This is a genomic window from Agrobacterium sp. 5Ca39 (assembly GCF_055382365.1).
Window position 1 is genome coordinate 1,906,184 of sequence record NZ_AP026436.1, and the last position, 18,963, is coordinate 1,925,146.

Sequence of the window (18,963 nt, forward strand, 5' to 3'; positions counted from 1 at the left end):
TCGCTTGGATGTGCTTTCTCTCAGGAGCAAAATTATGCAGAACAAAATTGCCGGATTTGCCAGCCTCGTCATTGCTGGACTTTTTGCCTTCCCCGCCCTGTCTGCCGAAATCGAAGTGAAGATGCTCAACAAGGGCAGCGATGGTCAGGCGATGGTCTTCGAGCCCGCAACCGTCAAGGCTGCCGTAGGTGACGTCATCACCTTCATTCCGGTGGACAAGGGCCATGACGCGGCAGCCGTGAAGGATATGATCCCCGAGGGGGTTTCCGAGTTCAAGGGCAAGATGAACGAGGCGGTGAAGCTGACGGTCGAGAAGGAAGGCGCCTACGTCGTCAAATGCACGCCGCATCTCGGCATGGGCATGGTCGCGCTCGTTGTCGTGGGCGACGCCGTGCCGGCCAACCTCGATGCCGTCAAGAGCGGCAAACTGCCGAAAAAGGCACGCGACCGGCTGAATGAGGAGATCGCCAGGCTCGGCCTCTGACTGTTTGCCCTCCGGCTCCGCGGCGGCCATTACGTCGCAGTCCGTATGGAGAGCGATGATGGCAGGCGCGGACCGCAGGTTGAGAAAAGTTTCGCAATCATGTTGTATCCCGGTTGACCGGGACATATCTGCAGGACAGTAAATGACCGGAGTCCGACCAGGCGCCGAAGGGCGCCCCACCGGATGGCGGTTTTATTCCGGCATCCAGCCCCGCGGGCAGAGGAGACTATGACGACATGATAGACCGGATCACCGCCACGATTCAGGCAGCCTTCAGTGCCATCGGCAGGGCCGCCGGTCTTCTCGTCGCCTGGCTTTTATGGCCCTTCATGGCCGCCCATGGCTGGTACAGCGGCCGCAACTGGCTCATCAAGGGCCCGATCGCTCTGGTTCTCATCCTGCTTGCCGGCTTCTACGGATATTTCGTCTGGCAAACGCAGGTCTGGAGCAATTTCGATCCGGATTACATTTCCCGTTACAAGCTTGCTGAACGGACCGTGCCGCCCGGACAGGAACTGCCGGCCGCCTCCCCGACGTCGCCCGCTGGCGCAACCGGTGCAGCCGCCAACACATCCGCGCCGGTGTGCCAGCGCTCAGCCATCGTTGACGCTGCCGCCGATCTCACCGATTTCAACGTCAACCAGAATGCATGGATTTCCTCCATGCTGCTCTATCGCCTCGGTCTCTTCGGCATGGACTGGGATAGCACACCGTTTCTCGACAACAAGGCCTCATTCCAGCGCGGCGTCAACCAGGCCGTGCGCCGCACCTCGGTGGAGCTGGTGGATACGCTCGGGCGCGTGCGCGGGACATCGGGCATCAACAACAACCTCCAGGAAGCGCGTGGCAATATGCAGTTCAGCGAATATTCCTGGTATTTTGGTCTCGATCCTTTCGGCCCGAAGACGCCGACTCCCAGCTATTACCGCGCCGCGATCCGCAGCTTCCAGGCCTTCAATGGCGAGCTCGTCGCCTGCAAGGCCGTCTTCGACACCCGCGCCGACAACCTGATCCAGTTCATCGACCGCATTGCCGGCGATATCGGCTCGACATCGGCCATCCTGCGTGAGCGTTCGGAAAACTATAATGGCGGTTGGTTCGATACCCGCGCCGACGACCGTTTCTGGTTCGCCTATGGCCAGCTCTACGGTTATTATGGCGTACTTTCCGCAGCCGGATCCGACTTCGCGCAGGTCATCCGCGAACGCAACCTCACGAACCTGTGGAACGACACGCTCCTGCAGACCCGCGCAGCCTTGCGCATCCAGCCGGCGATCATCTCCAATGGTGAGGAGAGCGGCTGGATCATGCCGTCGCACCTGGCCACCATGGGATTTTACGTTTTGCGCGTTCGCTCCAATCTCGTCGAGCTTCGCTCGGTTCTCGACCGATAAGGCGCAGGTTTTCCCGAAGGGCGGGACCGATCAGACGATCAGGCCAAGGCGTATGGTCTTGGCCACCAGCTGGGTGCGGTTCACGCAGTCGAGTTTGCGGATGGCGTTGTTCATATAGGCGTTGACGGTATGTTCCGAGATGGAGAGAAGCTCGGCAATCTCCACCGAGGTCTTCCCCTGCGCCGTCCAGCGCACCACGTCGAGTTCCCGCTTCGTCAGCGGTGAAGGCCCTCTGGAGCCAGTGCGGCAAAGCCGGTCATAGACCTCCAGCGCGTGTAGCGCGATCATGCCCAGCTCGTTCAGCGCGGCCTGTTGCAGGGTATCGCGATCGCCTGCGAAATTCATCAGATACCGATTGCCGTTCATGCCGTGTACCGGGACCATGAGACCCGAAGTGATGCCCATGCTGCGCACGGAGGATACGGCATCCTGAAGCGTTTCACACGCAATGTCCGGGTCCTGCAACGACCAATATTGCGGCATCATCGATGATGCGCCGCGCCTGATGACGGGACAATCCCCGAGCGCACCGTCGCTGGTCATCGCATTCACGACCCAGATTGGCAGGCTGCTTTCAATGACCGTCGGCAAACCATAGGCATTTTGGCCGCCGGGCAGGAGCAGCAGGGTCACATAGGCGTAACCGAAAGCGTGCATCACTTCCTGCAGCGCCTCCAGCCATTGGGACTTGTCGGCAGCAGCCGACAGATCATCGCATAGCCTCGCCTGACGCTCCGTCTTCACCATTCACGCCCCTTCTCCGCGCCGGGTCTTGACGCCAGGAGCGAAAAAATGCGTGGCCATGACGGGGTTGCGACCTTCATATCGTCTGGATTACCCTGCTAAAGCACCGGCTTTTCGGCCTTGTCCTTCGGCTTGGCCATCAGTTTCTCCAGGAAACCAAGCATGACCGCCGAGGCGACAAAAGCCAGATGGATGATCGTGAACCACATCAGCTTGCTGTCCGAGTACTGATTGGCATTGAGAAAGATTTGCAGCAGGTGAATGGACGAAATGGCCACGATTGACGACGCGACCTTGATTTTCAGGCTTCCGGCATCAAGCTTGCCCAGAAACGAAACCTCCGCATCGGCATCGTCGAAACGGCTGACAAAGTTCTCGTAACCGGAAATCATCACCATGACGATCAGGCTGGCGACGAGTGCCGCATCGATCAGGCCCAGCATGGCAAGGATCATGTCGGCTTCGTCGTAGGTAAAAACGTTCTTCGCAACTTTCAGAAACTTGAGCGCGAAAGAAAAAGCGTAGACAGCCAGCGCCGCGACCAGGCCGAGATAAAAAACGACCAGCAGCCAGCGGCTGGAGAGAATGATCCGCTCGACGAGCAGTTCAAGAGACTTCATTTCCGTATCCGATTATTTAACTGTTATTTTCGGGTATGCTTTCTTTCGCCATGTAAACTGGCCGCGAAGATCGTAGCAAGCATCAATGTCGGCACTTTGACCGCATCGTGGCGTTTTCGCCCTGACCCATCTTTTTTGGCCACGGCCCGCAAACGTAATATTTTTGCAACATAGCGCCCCGCTTTAAAACATGATGCAAAAAGTCATATATAATATGTTGACAGTTATCGTCATGTTTTTTAGTCCTCGCTTATCGGCTCGCCCGTAACCAATCAGAACATATCCAGCCGCGCCTGAGCGCGGCGCGTTTTTGCGCGCCGTAGCTCCTGTGCGCGCATATTCGGGGGTAATCAATGTCCATCTCACGCACGCATTCCGCGCTGCTTCTCTGCACCGCCGTGTCTCTTCTGCCCCTGACCGGCCACGCACAGGCACAGGCACAGGCACAGGCACAGGATGCCGCTTCCGGTACCAATGGCACCACCACGCTCGAAAAAATCGTCGTCAAGGGCAAGCGCGTCAAAAGCGCCAATGCCGTCGCCGATACGCCGCTGGCGAGCCAGACGACTGCGGAAGATATCCGCAAGAAGGACATCGGCAGCATCAAGGACCTCGGCAACAGCACGGAACCCGGCGTCGATTACGTCGATGCCAAGCCCGGCCGGCCCGGCGGCCTGTTCATTCGCGGCCTCGGCGGCGCACGCGTCGTCACCTTGATCGACAATATTCCCGTTCCTTACTTCAACAATTTCGCCCGTCAGGGTCAGGCAACCACCACCCTCAGCGACACAAGCTCAAGCTTCGATTTTTCCTCGCTCTCGACGGTCGATGTGGTGCGCGGCGCAGATTCCAGCCGTATCGGCTCCGGTGCTCTCGGCGGCGCGCTGGTGCTGCGCACGCTCGAGCCGGAAGACCTGATCGGCGAAGGCAGGGACTGGGGCGGTGTCGCCAAGACCACCTATGACAGCGAGGACAGAAGCGTGGGCGGATCGCTCGCCGTCGCCAGGAAGATCGAGAACACCTCGGTCCTGTTCCAGGGCTCCTACAAACGCGGCAATGAAACGGACAACAAGGGTACGGCAGACATCTACGGCACGCGTCGCACCAAGCCCAACCCCGCCGACACCTATGAAAGCAACCTGATGTTCAAGATCCGCCAGGATCTGGAAGGTGGCCACCGCATAGGACTTACTGCCGAACGGTATTCGCTGAGAGACCGCAGCGACATGAAAACCCTTCAGGGTGTCAGCGTATCGGGCTCGACCTATCGCATCGGCGATTACCGCGGTTACGAGGACACTGAGCGCGACCGCGTCTCGCTTGATTATGAATACGAGGCGCCCTCGACTGACGGCGTGATCGATGCCGCCAATCTGTCGCTCTACTGGACGCGCCTCTCCAAGGAATCCGGCGCCGGCGACCGGCTGACCAATAATTCCCTCTATATTCGCGAAGACAGCATGCGCAACAGCGCCTTCGGTATCGTCGGCGGCCTGGAATCCGGGTTCGAGCTTGGCGGCGTGCAGCACACCGTCCGTTTCGGCGGCAACGCCATGACCACCGATTTCAGCCAGGAGCTTTTCGCCAACACGGCCGGTTCGACCTCATCGTCGCAATCGGACATGCCTGACGTGAGCGGCAAGAGCCTCGGCCTTTATCTCGATGACGAAATCGCCTTCGGCAACGGCTTCCGACTGACCCCCGGCCTGCGCTTCGATTCCTACGATTACGATCCCGATGGCTCCGTTTCCAGCAACAGCGGCTACCGAACATTCGGCCTGCCGAGCGGCAATAGCGGCTCGCGCTTCTCGCCGAAGCTTCTTGCCACCTATGACGTCACGCCCGAACTACAGCTTTTCGCACAATGGTCGATGGCCTATCGTGCCCCCACGATCAACGAACTGTATCTGAACTTCTCCAACGTTAGCTCCGGTTACGCTGTTGTCGGCAACTCCGCCCTCAATCCCGAGACCAGCAACGGTTTCGAGATCGGTGCGAACTACGCCTCCGGCGACCTGACGGGAAGCCTGACGCTGTTCCACAACAAGTACAAGAACTTCATCGAACAATATACGACCTCGACAACGCTCTTCCCCGGCTTCGGCGGCAGGGGCAACGGATCGCTCTTTACCTATCGCAACCGCAACAACGTCGAAATCTCCGGTGTGGAGGCCAAGGTCCGCAAGGATCTGGCAAACGGCTTCTTCGCCCACGCTTCGCTCGCCTACGCCTATGGCAAGGACACCGACACCAACGAGTTCATCCGCACGGTGGCACCGTTCAAGTCCGTCCTCGGCGTGGGTTATGCGCAGGATGTCTGGGGCACGGAACTGACGGGCGTTTTCTCCGCCGGCATGCGTGACGACAGGGTGGCCAACACTTTCGACGCCCCCGGTTACGGCGTCTTCAACCTGACCGGTTGGTGGGAACCCGAGCAGACCAAGGGCCTGCGCATCCAGGCCGGCATCTACAACCTGTTCGACAGGAAATACTGGAATGCCGTCGGCGTCCGCGACGTGAACCCGAATTCGGTCAGCACCGTCAATCAGCCGGTCGATTTCTACACGGAAGCAGGCCGCACCTTCAAAATCTCCCTGACCCAGAAGTTCTAAATCCGAGGCGGAAGCATCAACTCCAGTCGGGCGGCCTTTCGGGTCGCCCCTTTTTGTCAGCGGCAATAGAGATAGCCGCCTTTTCGCTCCAGCACGTCGAGATGCAGGTGATCCTGATGGGTAGCATCGCTGCCGGGCGAAAGGACCGTGCGGAAAAACAGGCAAGCGGCAGCGGTAATCGTGCGCTGGAAAGCGCCTTCCGGCGTCCCGTCCTCACCGCGTGGCTTCATCACCAGCGGCTCGCCCTTATCGAAGGAAATGGTGGAAATATCCACGGCATTGCCCTTGGCATGTTCGGAAATCTTGCCGTTTTCCACGCTGTTGCGGTTGCGGCAAATGTAGGTCGAAGCGTTGGCGATCGTCGTCACCTTTCTGTCCGGGAAAGCGAGAGCCGTCGCCGGCACCATCATCTCCTTGGTCCAGCGTGAAAGGGCAAGCGCGGTTTCGCAGCGCATGGTCCCCGATGGCTCCAGCTTGATGCCAGGCAGAACCACCGATAGCTCGACGGGCGATTCGATGCCGCACCCCTGTTCCTCGTCGCGGACGGGCTCAAGAGGTTTGAACTCGGCGCCAATCTCCTTCAACGAGGCAAGACATGCCTGGAGTGCGGCCGGGTCCTCCGGCTTCACCGGCTCCGGTGGCTTCTCCTCAGGTTTCGCCGCTTCGACAGTCGATTTCTTCTGCTCCACGCCATCCTTGTCCTCGCCTTCCTTCTTGGCGTCATCGGAACCCTTGTCTGCGGGTGTCTTTTCACCATCGGATTGCTGGTTTCCGGAAGCATCGGGTTTCGCGACCGGCTGCTCCTCGGGCTGCGGCTTGGGAACGGGTTTGGGTGCTTCCGCCGGCCTTTGCGGCGTCTCGTCGGATGGCTTTTCCGAGGGGGTGGAGGACTGCCCCTCACCCGGTTTCGGCTGCGGCACCGGCACCTGCGCCGGCGGTTCAGAGGCAGAAATCAGTGCGAGGGTGGTTACCAGAAGACACAGGCGATGAAGCATTTTACGGGGCACTCCTGACCGTTTCGGCAGGGGTGCAACGCCGCGGCGGCCCGTAAGGTTCATTCCCTTGCCGAAATCCGCTTGCCAAGGCGGATCGTGCACGCTAACAATTTTCGCATGAACATCGTGTCTAAGAACATTGCTAACTGGTGGTGGAGCAGCTTTACGCGGCCTTGACCAGTCATGTCTTCAGACAAAGTCCAAGCCGCCCGAATTTTCAGGCGGCTTTTTTGTTATCTTGCCGCCTGTCATCGGGCCTGAACAACGGGAAGTGCGAAAGAAATGGTAACGATCATTCAGGATGACGGAGCGGAAACCTACGAGACGAAAGGCGGCATCAAGGTCAGCCGAAAGCGCCGGCCTGCCGATTATGCCAACGCCATCGACAATTATGTCGAAAAGCTCGATTCCCATCGCGGCGCGGTTTTCTCGTCCAACTATGAATATCCCGGCCGCTACACGCGCTGGGACACGGCCATCATCGACCCGCCGCTCGGAATTTCCTGTTTTGGCCGCAAGATGTGGATTGAGGCCTATAATGGCCGCGGCGAAGTACTGCTTTCCTTCATCACCGAAAAGCTGAAGGCGACGCCCGATCTCACGCTCGGCGCTTCCACCACGCGTCGTCTTGATCTCACCGTCAACGAACCGGACCGCGTCTTCACCGAAGAAGAACGCTCAAAAATCCCGACCGTCTTCACTGCGCTGCGCGCCATAGTCGACCTCTTCTATTCGAACGCGGATTCGGCAATCGGCCTGTTCGGTGCCTTCGGTTACGACCTCGCTTTCCAGTTCGACGCCATCAAGCTGTCGCTGGCGCGCCCGGAAGACCAGCGCGACATGGTGTTGTTCCTGCCCGATGAAATCCTGGTCGTTGATCACTATTCCGCCAAGGCCTGGATCGACCGTTACGATTTCGAAAAGGGCGGCGTGACGACGGACGGCAAGTCCTCCGACATAGCACCCGATCCCTTCAAGACAACCGATACGATCCCGCCCAAGGGCGATCACCGTCCCGGCGAATATTCCGAACTTGTCGTGAAGGCCAAGGAAAGCTTCCGCCGCGGCGATCTGTTCGAGGTCGTCCCCGGCCAGAAATTCATGGAACGCTGCGAAAGCAACCCGTCGGCGATTTCGCGCCGCCTGAAGGCGATCAACCCGTCCCCCTACTCCTTCTTCATCAATCTCGGCCATCAGGAATATCTGGTCGGCGCTTCGCCGGAAATGTTCGTGCGCGTCTCCGGCCGCCGCATCGAGACCTGCCCGATCTCAGGCACCATCAAGCGCGGTGACGATCCGATTGCCGATAGCGAGCAGATCCTGAAGCTGCTCAACTCGAAGAAGGATGAGTCCGAACTGACCATGTGCTCGGATGTGGACCGCAACGACAAGAGCCGCGTCTGCGAACCCGATTCGGTCAAGGTCATTGGCCGCCGCCAGATCGAGATGTATTCGCGCCTCATCCACACGGTGGACCACATTGAAGGCCGCCTTCGGGACGATATGGACGCCTTTGACGGCTTCCTCAGCCACGCCTGGGCCGTGACCGTCACCGGTGCACCGAAGCTCTGGGCCATGCGCTTCATCGAAGGCCATGAAAAGAGTCCGCGCGCCTGGTATGGCGGCGCCATCGGCATGGTCGGCTTCAACGGCGACATGAACACCGGACTTACGTTGCGCACCATCCGGATCAAGGACGGCATTGCCGAGGTGCGTGCGGGTGCGACCCTGCTCAACGATTCCAATCCGCAGGAAGAAGAAGCCGAAACCGAACTCAAGGCGTCCGCCATGATATCAGCCATTCGCGACGCGAAAGCCACCAACGCCGCTTCCACCAAGCGCGATGCGGCCAAGGTCGGTACTGGCGTGAAGATCCTGCTTGTCGATCACGAAGACAGCTTTGTCCACACGCTGGCGAATTATTTCCGCCAGACCGGTGCGACCGTCTCCACCGTCAGATCGCCGGTCGCAGCCGACGTATTCGATCGCTTCCAGCCCGATCTCGTCGTGCTTTCCCCCGGACCGGGCAGCCCGACGGACTTCGACTGCAAGGCGACGATCAAGGCGGCCCGCGCCCGCGAATTGCCGGTCTTCGGCGTCTGCCTCGGCCTTCAGGCTCTGGCGGAAGCCTATGGCGGCGAGCTTCGCCAGCTTGCGGTGCCGATGCATGGCAAACCCTCGCGCATCCGCGTGCTGGAACCGGGCCTCGTCTTCTCCGGTCTCGGCAAGGAAGTGACCGTTGGCCGTTACCACTCGATCTTTGCCGACCCCTCCACCCTGCCGCGTGATTTCATCATCACGGCCGAAAGCGAGGACGGCACGATCATGGGCATCGAACATGCCAAGGAACCCGTGGCTGCCGTTCAGTTCCACCCGGAATCGATCATGACGCTTGGCCAGGACGCCGGCATGCGCATGATCGAGAACGTGGTGGTGCATCTGACCCGCAAGGCGAAGACGAAAGCCGCGTGATGGCTGCCGCCGATACCACCAACATCGAGCCGATACGGGCGGAGCACGTTGAAAGCTTTCATCGTGCTCTCGATGCGGTATCGCGCGAGCGGAAATATCTGAGCTTCCTGGAGGCGCCGCCGCTCGATGCGGTGCGCGCCTTCGTTCTCGACATGATCGAAAACAACCATCCGCAATTTGTAGCGATTGCGGATGGCGAAGTGGCGGGCTGGTGCGACATTCGCCGCCAGGACAGAGTAACCCGCGCCCATTGCGGCACACTCGGCATTGGTATCCTACAGGCCTACCGTGACAAGGGACTTGGCGCGCAGCTGATGCGGCGAGCGCTCGATTCCGCCCGTCAAGGCGGGCTGCATCGTGTCGAGCTGAGCGTGCATGCGGACAACGCCAGAGCCATAGCGCTGTACGAAAAAATCGGCTTTGTGCATGAGGGCCGGGCCCGCGATGCCGTTCTGATCGACGGGCGCTATATCGACAGCCTGAACATGGCGATCATCCTCGGCAACTAACCCCTCGGCAGCGCAGCGGAAATACAAAGCGCGAATTTCTTCAGCAGCTGCAGATCGAAATGTCCCTCCCGGCGCAGCATCCAGGTCAGCGCGTCATTCGCCGTCCATGGCTTCTTGTAGGGTCTGACCGAAGTCACGGCGTCGTAAACGTCGCAGATGGCCGCGATACGCGCGTAAAGGCTGATCTCGCTGCCGGCACGCCCGCTGGGATAACCGCCGCCGTCAATTCGCTCATGATGATTGAAGCAGACATCAAGCACCATCTCAGGCATCTGCTCGTTTCGCGACAATATTTCCCGCCCGAATGCCGGGTGGAGATTGATGATTTTGCGTTCGTCGGCGCTTAACCCATCCGCCTTGTTGAGAATGGACGAGGGGATTTCCACCTTGCCAATATCATGCAGCAGGCCACTGACGCCGAGCAGATCGACCGTTCCGCGGTCGAGCCCGAGATAATTACCGAAGAGGATCATCAGCCCGCTGACGGAAACCGAGTGCACGAAAGTCGTTTCATCTTTCGATTTCAGGCGGGTGACCCCGATGAAGATCGCCGGGTTCGACTGCACGGCATCGGAAATCTTGCCCGCCGCCGCCGCCATGCCCTTCAGCGACACAAGGCCGCCGGCTTCTGCGGAAGCAAAGGTCTCGGAAATAGTGCCTGCCGCTGATCGGACCGCATGGGTTACGGCGGCAATGGTTTCCGGGCAATTGTCCGGCGCCAGCGAAACCGCAGCCGAACGCCTGCCGCCTTCGGTATCGTATCCCCTGGCCGTGTTGATGATGATGCTTTCGGCGCCGCTTGATTTCAGTTGCCGCATCAATTCCTCCTGCCGCAAAAGAAAGCGGTGCCGCTTTAAAAATCCCTGATTCGAAAGCGTTCCTTCGACCGCTTCGATAAACATGCCAAGTGTCAGTTGCTGGGTGGAAATTCGTTTGAGCATCAGACGCTTTTATTTTCCTTCCCGGGAATATAACCTAAAACCGCAATTCGTAAAAATGCCGGCGCACAACCGGATGAACTATAAAGGTGAAGTCAAGCCTTCCCAATCCCGCCTAAACTTGAACCTCGAAGATTAGATACCACAAATATGAAAATTTTTTACTCTCGATATATTTAAAACTCAAAGAATCAATTCGAATAGATCCGGAAACAACCCTCGAATGTAAATAATGAAGATTCTCGCATACGACGTAAATCAGGAGCCGAAGAAAGCCGCATGAATTCCAGACTTGAACAGCGCATCGACCAGGGTACGGGCCGTGAACCGGCAGACATGGTTCTCAAGAACGGCCGCTTCTTCGATCTCGTCACCGGAGAACTCGTTGCCTCGGATATCGCCATTTGTGGCGATACGATCGTGGGAACCGGTGAAAGCTATGAGGGTTACCGGGAAATCGATATTTCCGGCAAAATCGTCGTCCCCGGTTTCATCGATACGCATCTCCATATCGAATCGTCGCTGGTGACACCGCATGAGTTCGATCGCTGCGTTTTGCCGTATGGCGTCACCACCGCCATTTGCGATCCTCATGAAATTGCCAATGTGCTCGGGGTGGAGGGGCTTCAGTTCTTCCTCGACAGCGCCATGGAAACCATCATGGACATCCGCGTGCAGCTTTCCTCCTGCGTGCCCGCCACTCACCTGGAAACCGCTGGCGCCGACCTGCCGATTGAAAAGCTGCTGCCGTTCCGGAACCACCCGAAGGTCATCGGCCTTGCTGAATTCATGAATTTCCCCGGTGTCATCCACAAGGACCCGGTGTGCATGGCGAAGCTGGAGGCTTTTCAGGGCCAGCATATCGACGGGCACGCACCGCTTCTTTCCGGAACAGCGCTGAACGGTTATCTCGCTGCCGGCATCCGCACCGAGCATGAATGCACGAGTGCAACGGAAGCGCTGGAGAAAATCCGCAAGGGCATGCACATTCTGGTGCGCGAAGGCTCGGTCTCGAAAGACCTGCATGCCCTGATGCCCATCATAACCGAGCGGCTGTCGCCCTATCTGGCGCTCTGCACCGATGACCGCAACCCGCTCGACATCGCCGAACAGGGCCATCTCGACTACATGATCCGCACCGCGATCGCCAGCGGCGTGGAACCGCTCGCCATCTATCGCGCCGCCTCGATTTCCGCCGCTAAAGCCTTTGGCCTGCGCGATCGCGGTCTTGTCGCGCCCGGCTGGCGCGCCGATCTCGTGGTGATCGACAGCCTGGAAAGCTGCAAAGCCAGCATGGTTCTTTCCGGCGGCCGGATCGTCAACGATGCGCTCTTTGCCACGCGCAAACCGGTCGCACCGGTCGGTCTCGACAGCGTCAAGGCAAGACCCGTGCTCGCCTCGCATTTTGGCGTGCCGGTCACGGAAGGCGAAAGCCCTGTCATGGGCGTGCTTCCCGGCAAGATCATTACCGAGCACCGTCGCTACAGGCTGCCGACGGACGGCAACCAAACCACCGTCGATCTCGAAAACGATATCATCAAGGTCGCCGTCATCGAACGCCACGGCAAGAACGGCAACCATGCCAATGGTTTCGTTCAAGGTTTCGGCCTGAAAAAGGGCGCCATCGCCTCCACCGTCGGCCATGACAGCCATAATATCTGCGTTGTCGGGGTGAGCGAAGACGACATGGCGCTGGCCGCTAACCGGCTGGGCGAAATCAAGGGCGGTTTTGTCGTGGTGGAAGACGGCAGGGTGACAGGCGAAATCGCTTTGCCCGTCGCCGGGCTGATGAGCCTTGAACCCTACGAGACCGTTCGCGATACGCTGCACACCCTGAGAAAAGCAGCCTATGCGCTGGGCACCACGCTGGAAGAACCCTTCCTTCAGGTCGCCTTCCTGCCCCTGCCCGTCATCCCCCATCTCAAGATTTCCGACATGGGCATGGTGGATGTGGACCGGTTTGCGCTGATCTGATGGTGGCTTGGCGACTAGCGGCAGCGAAGAACGCTTCGCCTCCGTTTTTGAGGCCGCTGGCGCGGCCTCATGCCTTCGTCTCCGCAGGCCAGGTGACATAATAATATTTGCCCGCGACCCTGCCGAAATAGGCATTTTTTCCCGTCGCCTTTTCGACATAACTCCCGTTTCCGTCCTTGGAAAGCGCACCGTCTTCGCTGCGCTTCAGTTGAGTATTGAGAAAGTCGACCCAGTTGGTCTTGGCGGTATCGGTAGCTGTGGTCGGCGTTGCTTTTTTCTGGTTGGGATCCCACGCATTGATCGTTTTACCCTGAGTGGGATTGGTAACCTGCAGGGCCCCGCGCTCGAGAGCGCCTACCATTGCCCGGGCGCGCAGATATTGCGCCGGATCGTCGCCAGCCAACGCGAGCTTCGCTTTCAGATTCCGCATGAAAGCGGGCGACGCGATATAGTCGGCCGAAGAGGTTTTTGCCGCTGGTGTCGATGAGGATGTGCGGGCCGCCGATTTCCCGGAAGGAAATACATCGCGGATGGACGGAAGGGCAGCCTTGGCTTTGCCGCCTGAGGACCTAGTATTACCGCTGTTGGGCTGATTGAAATTCTTGATTGAAACGGACATGACAATTCCTGCTTCACTAACGAGTGGTGATGGAAATATACAGGACTCGATGTTTGACGCCGAAAGCTTGCCCAAGACTTGCAGTACAGCCGCAATAAATGCGAAACCATTATTTATGCGGAGGAAAAACGATAATATAAACATTCTAAATTATGAATATACTTAAATAGCTTCGTTACGACGTTAAGACAAAGCCATGACGTCACATGCGGCGGTGGCAACCCGCCCCGCAGCCAGAGACTCTTCGCAGATCAGCACAGGCAGCTTATCGCCTCGGGATCAGCGACCTGCGAAAATAAACGACGCGCTCCGTTTCCTCAAATCCCAGGGCCGCATGCATGCGATGGGAGCTGAGATTGGCGATATCGGCATCGGAGGCAAGTTCGCTGACGCCTTGGTCGATGGCCCAGCGGGTCACCTGCTCCACCAGAAGGGCGGCGACGCCCTGCCTGCGAAACGCCTCCTCCACGTAGATTCCCTCAAGAAACGCCACGGGTGACGTATCGCAGCCGTTGACGTAATCCCGCCGCAGGCTGACCTCGGCAAAACCAATGGCCGATCCGTCAAGATCGTGAACGATAAATCCAGCCCCGGTTTCGCAAACGTCCTGCAACTCAGCCCGATGGTCTTCAGGCGCCGTATCGGGCCAGAGACGGTGTCGCAGAAGGCACCAGTCATCCGGATAGTCGCCAGCATTTCGGACGTCGAAAGTCCCGCTCATTCAACGCTCCCGCAAAACACGTCCAGCCCCTCAAGCTTGACGATGCCGCCATCAAACAGCGGCTCGAAACCCGGCATCGGCAGGATTGTCGTCACGTTCATGCCCCTGGGGATGGGAAACTCCACCGGCTTGCGCGTCAGGTTGAAAACGAAAAGCAGCGTATGCTCGCCCTTGTGACGCGTGAAGGCCAGCACGTCGAGATTTGTTTTCAGGAACGTCATGTCCCCGTCACGCAGCGCGCCATGGCTTTTCCGGAACGACAGAACCGCCCGGTAATGGTTCAGTATCGAGTCCGGCCTTCGTTCCTGCGCATCCGCGGCGTGCATGGCATGCGCATAGGGCACCGGCAGCCACGGTTTTTCAGCGGTCGAAAAGCCGGAATTCTGCTTGCCTGTTTCCCACACCATCGGGGTGCGGCATCCATCGCGCCCCTTGAAGGCTGGCCAGAAGCGGATGCCATAGGGGTCGCGCAAATCAGCGAAAGCCAGCTCAGCCTCCGTCAAGCCAAGTTCCTCGCCCTGATAGAGGCAAATGGACCCGCGCAGGCTGGCGAGAACGCAGATGGCAAGCTTGGCAACCCGCGTCTGTTCTTCGGCGCCTTCCGAAAACCGGCTGAGATGGCGCACCACGTCATGGTTGGAGAAGGCCCAGCAGACCCACCCGTCCGTCACCACCTTGCCGAAAGTCTCGACCGACCCGCGGATGTGTTTGGCGGTGAAATCCGGTCCCAGAAGGTCGAAGGTGTAGCACATGTTGAGCTTGTCGTTGCCGGACGTGTAAGCAGCAACGGTCTTCAACGATCGCGCGCCGTCACCAACTTCACCCACGGTGGCGCGGCCCTCATACTCATCGAGCAGTGCGCGGAAGCGCTTCAGGAATCCGATATTTTCCGGCCGGGTCTTGTCATAAAGATGGTCCTGCATGCCGTAGGGGTTGACGTCCGAAGCGTCGAGCCCGAAGCTTTCCTCGTCGAACAGCGGCGGGTTGTCACGCAGGAGCTTGTCGTGGAAATAGTGATTGACGGTATCGAGCCGGAAACCGTCCACGCCGCGATCCAGCCAGAAGCGTACCGTTTCCAGCAGCGCATCCTGAACCTCGGGATTGTGGAAGTTCAGGTCCGGTTGTGACGTCAGGAAGCTGTGCATGTAATATTGCTTGCGCACGCCATCCCACTCCCAGGCCGGCCCGCCAAAAACTGAAAGCCAGTTTGTCGGTGCCGTGCCGTCCGGTTTGGGATTGGCCCACACATACCAGTCAGCCTTGCTGTTCGTCCGGCTCGCCCGGCTGTCCACGAACCATGGATGCTGGTCCGACGTGTGCGAGATGACCTGGTCGATGATGACCTTCAAGCCGAGGCGATGCGCCTCGGCCATCAGCGCATCGAAATCAGTGAGCGTGCCGAACAGCGGATCGACATTGCAATAATCCGAGACGTCATAGCCCATATCCGCCATGGGCGAGGTGAAGAAGGGCGAAAGCCAGATTGCGTCGACACCGAGCGAGGCGATGTATGGCAAGCGCTTGGTCACGCCGGCGAGATCACCATAGCCGTCGCCCGTCGTGTCCTGAAACGAACGCGGATAGACCTGATAGATCACTGCTCCCTTCCACCAGTCCGATTGCGCTTGGGGTTTGTGGACCGGGGCATGGGATAACGTCATCGGCAATCTCCTGATCGTGTCTGACGGAGAGAATATAAAGCCGCCGCCTCCGCGTAAACCTTAACTTCGCACCTGCACAAACGGCCAAAATCACCTTGTCAGCAGCGCGCACTCGTCGTAAGCCGCATGGCTGGAAAAAACGGGAGGATGACGGCGTGGGCGGACGATTTCTGTCGATTGGCGAATGTATGGTGGAACTGTCGCAGGCCGGCAACGGGCTGCTGCGTAAGGGTTTTGCCGGCGACACCTTTAATACCGCCTGGTATGCGCGCGCCTGCCTGCCGGAGGACTGGTCCGTCGATTATTTCACCGCACTCGGCGACGATCCGCTTTCGGAAGACATGCTGGCATTCATTGCGGAAGCCGGCATCGGCACGGAAAAAATCCGCCGCATCAAGGGCGGCACGCCCGGCCTTTACCTGATCAACCTGAAAGACGGCGAACGGACCTTCAGCTACTGGCGCAATGCCGCGGCGGCAAGACAGCTCGCTGCGGACGCGGACCACCTGCGCAAAACGGTCGAAAACGCCGACGTGGTCTATTTCTCCGGCATTACGCTCGCCATCCTCGCCTCCGCCCATGATGTCGATACATTCCTTGCGGAACTGCGCCGCGCCAGGGCGGCGGGCAAGCTCGTGGTCTTCGATCCCAACATCCGCCCGCGCCTCTGGGCGGACAAGGACATCATGCTGGAGACGATCTCCAATGGCGCCCGCGCCGCGACGCTTGTCATGCCGAGCTTCGACGACGAGGCGAGCCATTTCGGCGATACCTCCGTGGAAGCGACCATTGCCCGTTACCGTTCGCTCGGTGTTGAAAACATCGTTGTGAAGGACGGCGCCAAAGGCGCAACACTCGATTTTGGCGGCAGCCACAGCCATGCCCCGGCGATGAAGGCCGTTGAGGTGGTGGACACGACGAGCGCCGGCGACAGTTTCAACGGCGCCTTCCTTGCCCGCTACGTGACCGGTAACTCACCGGAGGAAGCGGCCACCTTTGCGGCAAGGGCCGCCGCAACCGTGATTGGCCACCACGGCGCGCTGATCAGCCCCGAATTGCTCCCTCTCGTCGGATAGCCGCCACGCCCGGCCAGCAAACAAGGTTTTGCAGCCGTCACAGACCCTGACATGATCCTGTAACAAGCGCGCCGCATATACGGGCGGAAGCCGGGCAATGGGGATTCGCCCGTGCGCAGATGAGCAGGATCGGTGTTCATGACGAGAATCACGATTGTCACAGATGCCTGGCACCCGCAGGTCAACGGCGTGGTTCGCTCGATCGAAAACACCAATACCGAACTCGCGCGGCTCGGCGTCGACGTGCGCATGGTGACGCCACAGAGTTTTTACAGCATCCCCTGCCCCACCTATCCGGAAATCCGCCTTTCGGTTGCCGGCTATCGCCGCGTGGCGGCGGAGATCGAAAAAAGCCAGCCCTCCTTCGTGCATATTGCCACAGAAGGGCCGCTGGGTTTCATGGCGCGGCGCTGGTGCGTCAAGAACCGCATGCGTTTTTCAACCAGCTATCACACCCGCTTCCCCGAATATGTGGCGGCGCGCTTTCCCGTGCCGGAAAGCTGGCTTTATGCCTTCGTGCGCTGGTTCCACAATGGCGGCAACACCTGCATGGTGGCGACGCCAAGCCTTGAGACAGAACTGGAGGCGCGCGGCGTGCGCAACCTCAAACGCTGGAGCCGCGGCATCGACGCCGAGCTTTTCCATCCCCGCCCGAAGGCAAAGCTGCCCTTCGACCTGCCGAGACCGATTTTCATGACCGTGGGACGTGTAGCGGTGGAGAAGAACCTGCCGGAATTCCTCGATCTCGACCTGCCGGGATCTAAGGTCGTCATCGGCGACGGCCCCGCCCGCCATGAATTGCAGGAAAAATACCCTGACGTCCTTTTCACCGGCGTCAAGACCGGCGAGGATCTTGCCGACGCCTATGCGCAGGCCGATGTCTTCGTTTTCCCGTCCAAGACAGACACCTTCGGCAACACCATTCTGGAAGCTCTGGCAAGCGGCGTGCCCGTGGCCGCCTTCCCCGTTACCGGACCAATCGACATCCTTGGCGGCAACCCGGCGGCCGGAGCGCTGGACGACAATCTTCGCGATGCCTGTCTTGCCGCGCTTCATTGTTCGCCCCAGGCGGCGCTGACGCTCTCCAGGAGCTACAGCTGGGAAAAGGCATCCAGGCAATTCCTCGACAATGTCATTCATGCCGCTGGCAAATCGCTGCCGCTGCTCTCCCGCTCCCAACTTGCATGAGTCGATCCCCGAGATTTTCTTCAGGGATAGTGGACGAAACCGATCGGGAATGTCACAAGGCGATCAGGACGCGACTGCCGTTATCTTTAGAACGGGGTCGGGCTGCTGATTGACGTCAGGCGGCTGCCGCGAGATTACGCTGGCCGTCCTTTAGTCCGATAAACCGGTGCCTACCAGGCACCGACCAGAGATTCGCCCGTCAGCGGCACGGCCCGTTCCTTTCCGTCTCGGTCCTTGACCGAAAGAGATGCGGCCATCTGCCTGGGCGACTTGCGGAACCAGTTGGCGGCGACGCTTGCCATATCTCCGATCGCCGCCTGTTTGTGCCATTCGGCAAAGCGCCTGGCTGTTGCTTCAGGCTCCGAACGATAGAAGAAATCGCCGGATTGGCCGAGATCGTTGATGGATGCCGCCATGGCGGAGAGTGGCCGCTGGAACATTTTTGCCGGCACCGACAGCCCCCGGGCGCTATCGGCAAAAGCCGGCGCCATGAAATCGATCGCCCAGCCATCGGCGTCGATCCAGCAGTGGAAATTCTCGCCCGCACCTGTCACGTAACCATCGTCGCGATGATCCGCGAACAGGAGCACCTGTCCGCCAAGATTATAGGCCGCAAGCCCGCCCTTCGGCACGGCCTTCACCTTGTAGTGCTGCTGCAGGATGAAGGCGCCGAAAGTGCTGAAATACATCGAGGCCGAAGCGGGATCGGCATTCTGGGCGAGGAGCAGGCTGTTGATGACGCGGTAGATCCGCTGATAGTCGGTCTGCTTGATCAGCATGATTTTTACTCTTCAAAACAAGGCGTTGGATGAGCGTCCGCCGCTTGTTTCTTCTCCCCGAGGGGGAGAAGTCCGCAGCAGCGGGACGAGGAGGCTAGGCCAGCGATATACGGAGAGCTTGCCCCCTCATCTGACCCTTCGGGCCATCTTCTCCCCGGCGGGGAGAAGAAAATTGCC

16 protein-coding genes are annotated in these 18,963 nt (G+C 59.3%); 8 read left to right on the forward strand and 8 right to left on the reverse strand.

Going from position 1 to position 18,963, the window contains the following annotated elements:
* Nucleotides 1–34: 34 nt before the first annotated feature.
* Both ACZ47E_RS09535 and ACZ47E_RS09540 read left to right on the forward strand, forming a co-directional pair.
* A complete protein-coding gene (locus ACZ47E_RS09535; RefSeq protein WP_037089744.1) occupies nucleotides 35–484 on the forward strand; it encodes a pseudoazurin in 450 nt (149 codons plus the stop codon).
* A 236-nt stretch (nucleotides 485–720) separates the two neighbouring features.
* On the forward strand, nucleotides 721–1,878 hold the full coding sequence (locus ACZ47E_RS09540; RefSeq protein WP_004443043.1) for a DUF2333 family protein: 1,158 nt from the start codon (nucleotides 721–723) through the stop codon (nucleotides 1,876–1,878).
* A 30-nt stretch (nucleotides 1,879–1,908) separates the two neighbouring features.
* On the opposite strand, the gene ACZ47E_RS09545 is transcribed toward ACZ47E_RS09540, so the two are convergent.
* Complete coding sequence (locus ACZ47E_RS09545) at nucleotides 1,909–2,625, reverse strand: helix-turn-helix transcriptional regulator (RefSeq protein WP_004443044.1); 717 nt, start codon at nucleotides 2,623–2,625, stop codon at nucleotides 1,909–1,911.
* Between the two features lie 95 nt (nucleotides 2,626–2,720).
* Nucleotides 2,721–3,242: a TIGR00645 family protein gene (locus tag ACZ47E_RS09550; RefSeq protein ID WP_004443046.1), complete on the reverse strand. Its 522-nt coding sequence runs from the start codon at nucleotides 3,240–3,242 to the stop codon at nucleotides 2,721–2,723.
* Between the two features lie 353 nt (nucleotides 3,243–3,595).
* Here ACZ47E_RS09550 and ACZ47E_RS09555 point away from each other — a divergent pair, with 353 nt between their 5' ends.
* Nucleotides 3,596–5,854 carry a TonB-dependent hemoglobin/transferrin/lactoferrin family receptor gene (locus ACZ47E_RS09555; protein ID WP_278066936.1) on the forward strand — a complete coding sequence of 753 codons (2,259 nt, stop codon included), beginning with the start codon at nucleotides 3,596–3,598 and terminating at the stop codon, nucleotides 5,852–5,854.
* Between the two features lie 56 nt (nucleotides 5,855–5,910).
* Here the strand turns inward: ACZ47E_RS09555 and ACZ47E_RS09560 are convergent, their stop codons facing one another.
* A complete protein-coding gene (locus tag ACZ47E_RS09560; protein ID WP_278066937.1) occupies nucleotides 5,911–6,849 on the reverse strand; it encodes an extensin-like domain-containing protein in 939 nt (312 codons plus the stop codon).
* 282 nt (nucleotides 6,850–7,131) lie between these two features.
* Here ACZ47E_RS09560 and ACZ47E_RS09565 point away from each other — a divergent pair, with 282 nt between their 5' ends.
* Together ACZ47E_RS09565 and ACZ47E_RS09570 are read left to right on the forward strand one after the other, a co-directional pair.
* On the forward strand, nucleotides 7,132–9,321 hold the full coding sequence (locus ACZ47E_RS09565; protein WP_464016842.1) for an anthranilate synthase: 2,190 nt from the start codon (nucleotides 7,132–7,134) through the stop codon (nucleotides 9,319–9,321).
* Nucleotides 9,321–9,830 carry a GNAT family N-acetyltransferase gene (locus ACZ47E_RS09570; protein ID WP_278066938.1) on the forward strand — a complete coding sequence of 170 codons (510 nt, stop codon included), beginning with the start codon at nucleotides 9,321–9,323 and terminating at the stop codon, nucleotides 9,828–9,830. The genes ACZ47E_RS09565 and ACZ47E_RS09570 overlap by 1 nt, the downstream gene beginning before the upstream one ends.
* Here the strand turns inward: ACZ47E_RS09570 and ACZ47E_RS09575 are convergent.
* A complete protein-coding gene (locus ACZ47E_RS09575; protein ID WP_278066939.1) occupies nucleotides 9,827–10,771 on the reverse strand; it encodes an HD-GYP domain-containing protein in 945 nt (314 codons plus the stop codon). The genes ACZ47E_RS09570 and ACZ47E_RS09575 overlap by 4 nt on opposite strands.
* Nucleotides 10,772–11,047: 276 nt before the next feature.
* Here ACZ47E_RS09575 and ade point away from each other — a divergent pair, with 276 nt between their 5' ends.
* Nucleotides 11,048–12,742 (forward strand): adenine deaminase, encoded by a 1,695-nt coding sequence (gene ade / locus ACZ47E_RS09580; protein WP_278066940.1) that lies wholly within the window; start codon nucleotides 11,048–11,050, stop codon nucleotides 12,740–12,742.
* Between the two features lie 67 nt (nucleotides 12,743–12,809).
* On the opposite strand, the gene ACZ47E_RS09585 is transcribed toward ade, so the two are convergent.
* The 3 genes from ACZ47E_RS09585 to bglA form a co-directional block, all read right to left on the reverse strand.
* The gene (locus ACZ47E_RS09585) at nucleotides 12,810–13,361 is read right to left on the reverse strand and encodes a hypothetical protein (RefSeq protein WP_004443060.1); all 552 of its coding nucleotides are present in this window, start codon (nucleotides 13,359–13,361) and stop codon (nucleotides 12,810–12,812) included.
* A gap of 265 nt (nucleotides 13,362–13,626) precedes the next feature.
* Entirely contained in the window at nucleotides 13,627–14,082 is a 456-nt protein-coding gene (aac(6'), locus tag ACZ47E_RS09590) for an aminoglycoside 6'-N-acetyltransferase (protein ID WP_037089732.1), read from the reverse strand.
* Entirely contained in the window at nucleotides 14,079–15,743 is a 1,665-nt protein-coding gene (bglA, locus tag ACZ47E_RS09595; RefSeq protein ID WP_072494719.1) for a beta-galactosidase BglA, read from the reverse strand. The genes aac(6') and bglA overlap by 4 nt, the downstream gene beginning before the upstream one ends.
* Nucleotides 15,744–15,898: 155 nt before the next feature.
* On the opposite strand from bglA, the gene ACZ47E_RS09600 reads away from it, so the two are divergent.
* Entirely contained in the window at nucleotides 15,899–16,819 is a 921-nt protein-coding gene (locus ACZ47E_RS09600; RefSeq protein WP_278066941.1) for a sugar kinase, read from the forward strand.
* 138 nt (nucleotides 16,820–16,957) lie between these two features.
* Nucleotides 16,958–18,007: a bifunctional monoglucosyl/glucuronosyl diacylglycerol synthase gene (locus ACZ47E_RS09605; protein WP_022556737.1), complete on the forward strand. Its 1,050-nt coding sequence runs from the start codon at nucleotides 16,958–16,960 to the stop codon at nucleotides 18,005–18,007.
* Between the two features lie 170 nt (nucleotides 18,008–18,177).
* Here the strand turns inward: ACZ47E_RS09605 and ACZ47E_RS09610 are convergent, their stop codons facing one another.
* Nucleotides 18,178–18,786, reverse strand: coding sequence for a DUF2026 family protein (locus ACZ47E_RS09610; RefSeq protein WP_278066942.1), 609 nt, complete (start codon nucleotides 18,784–18,786; stop codon nucleotides 18,178–18,180).
* Nucleotides 18,787–18,963: the final 177 nt, after the last annotated feature.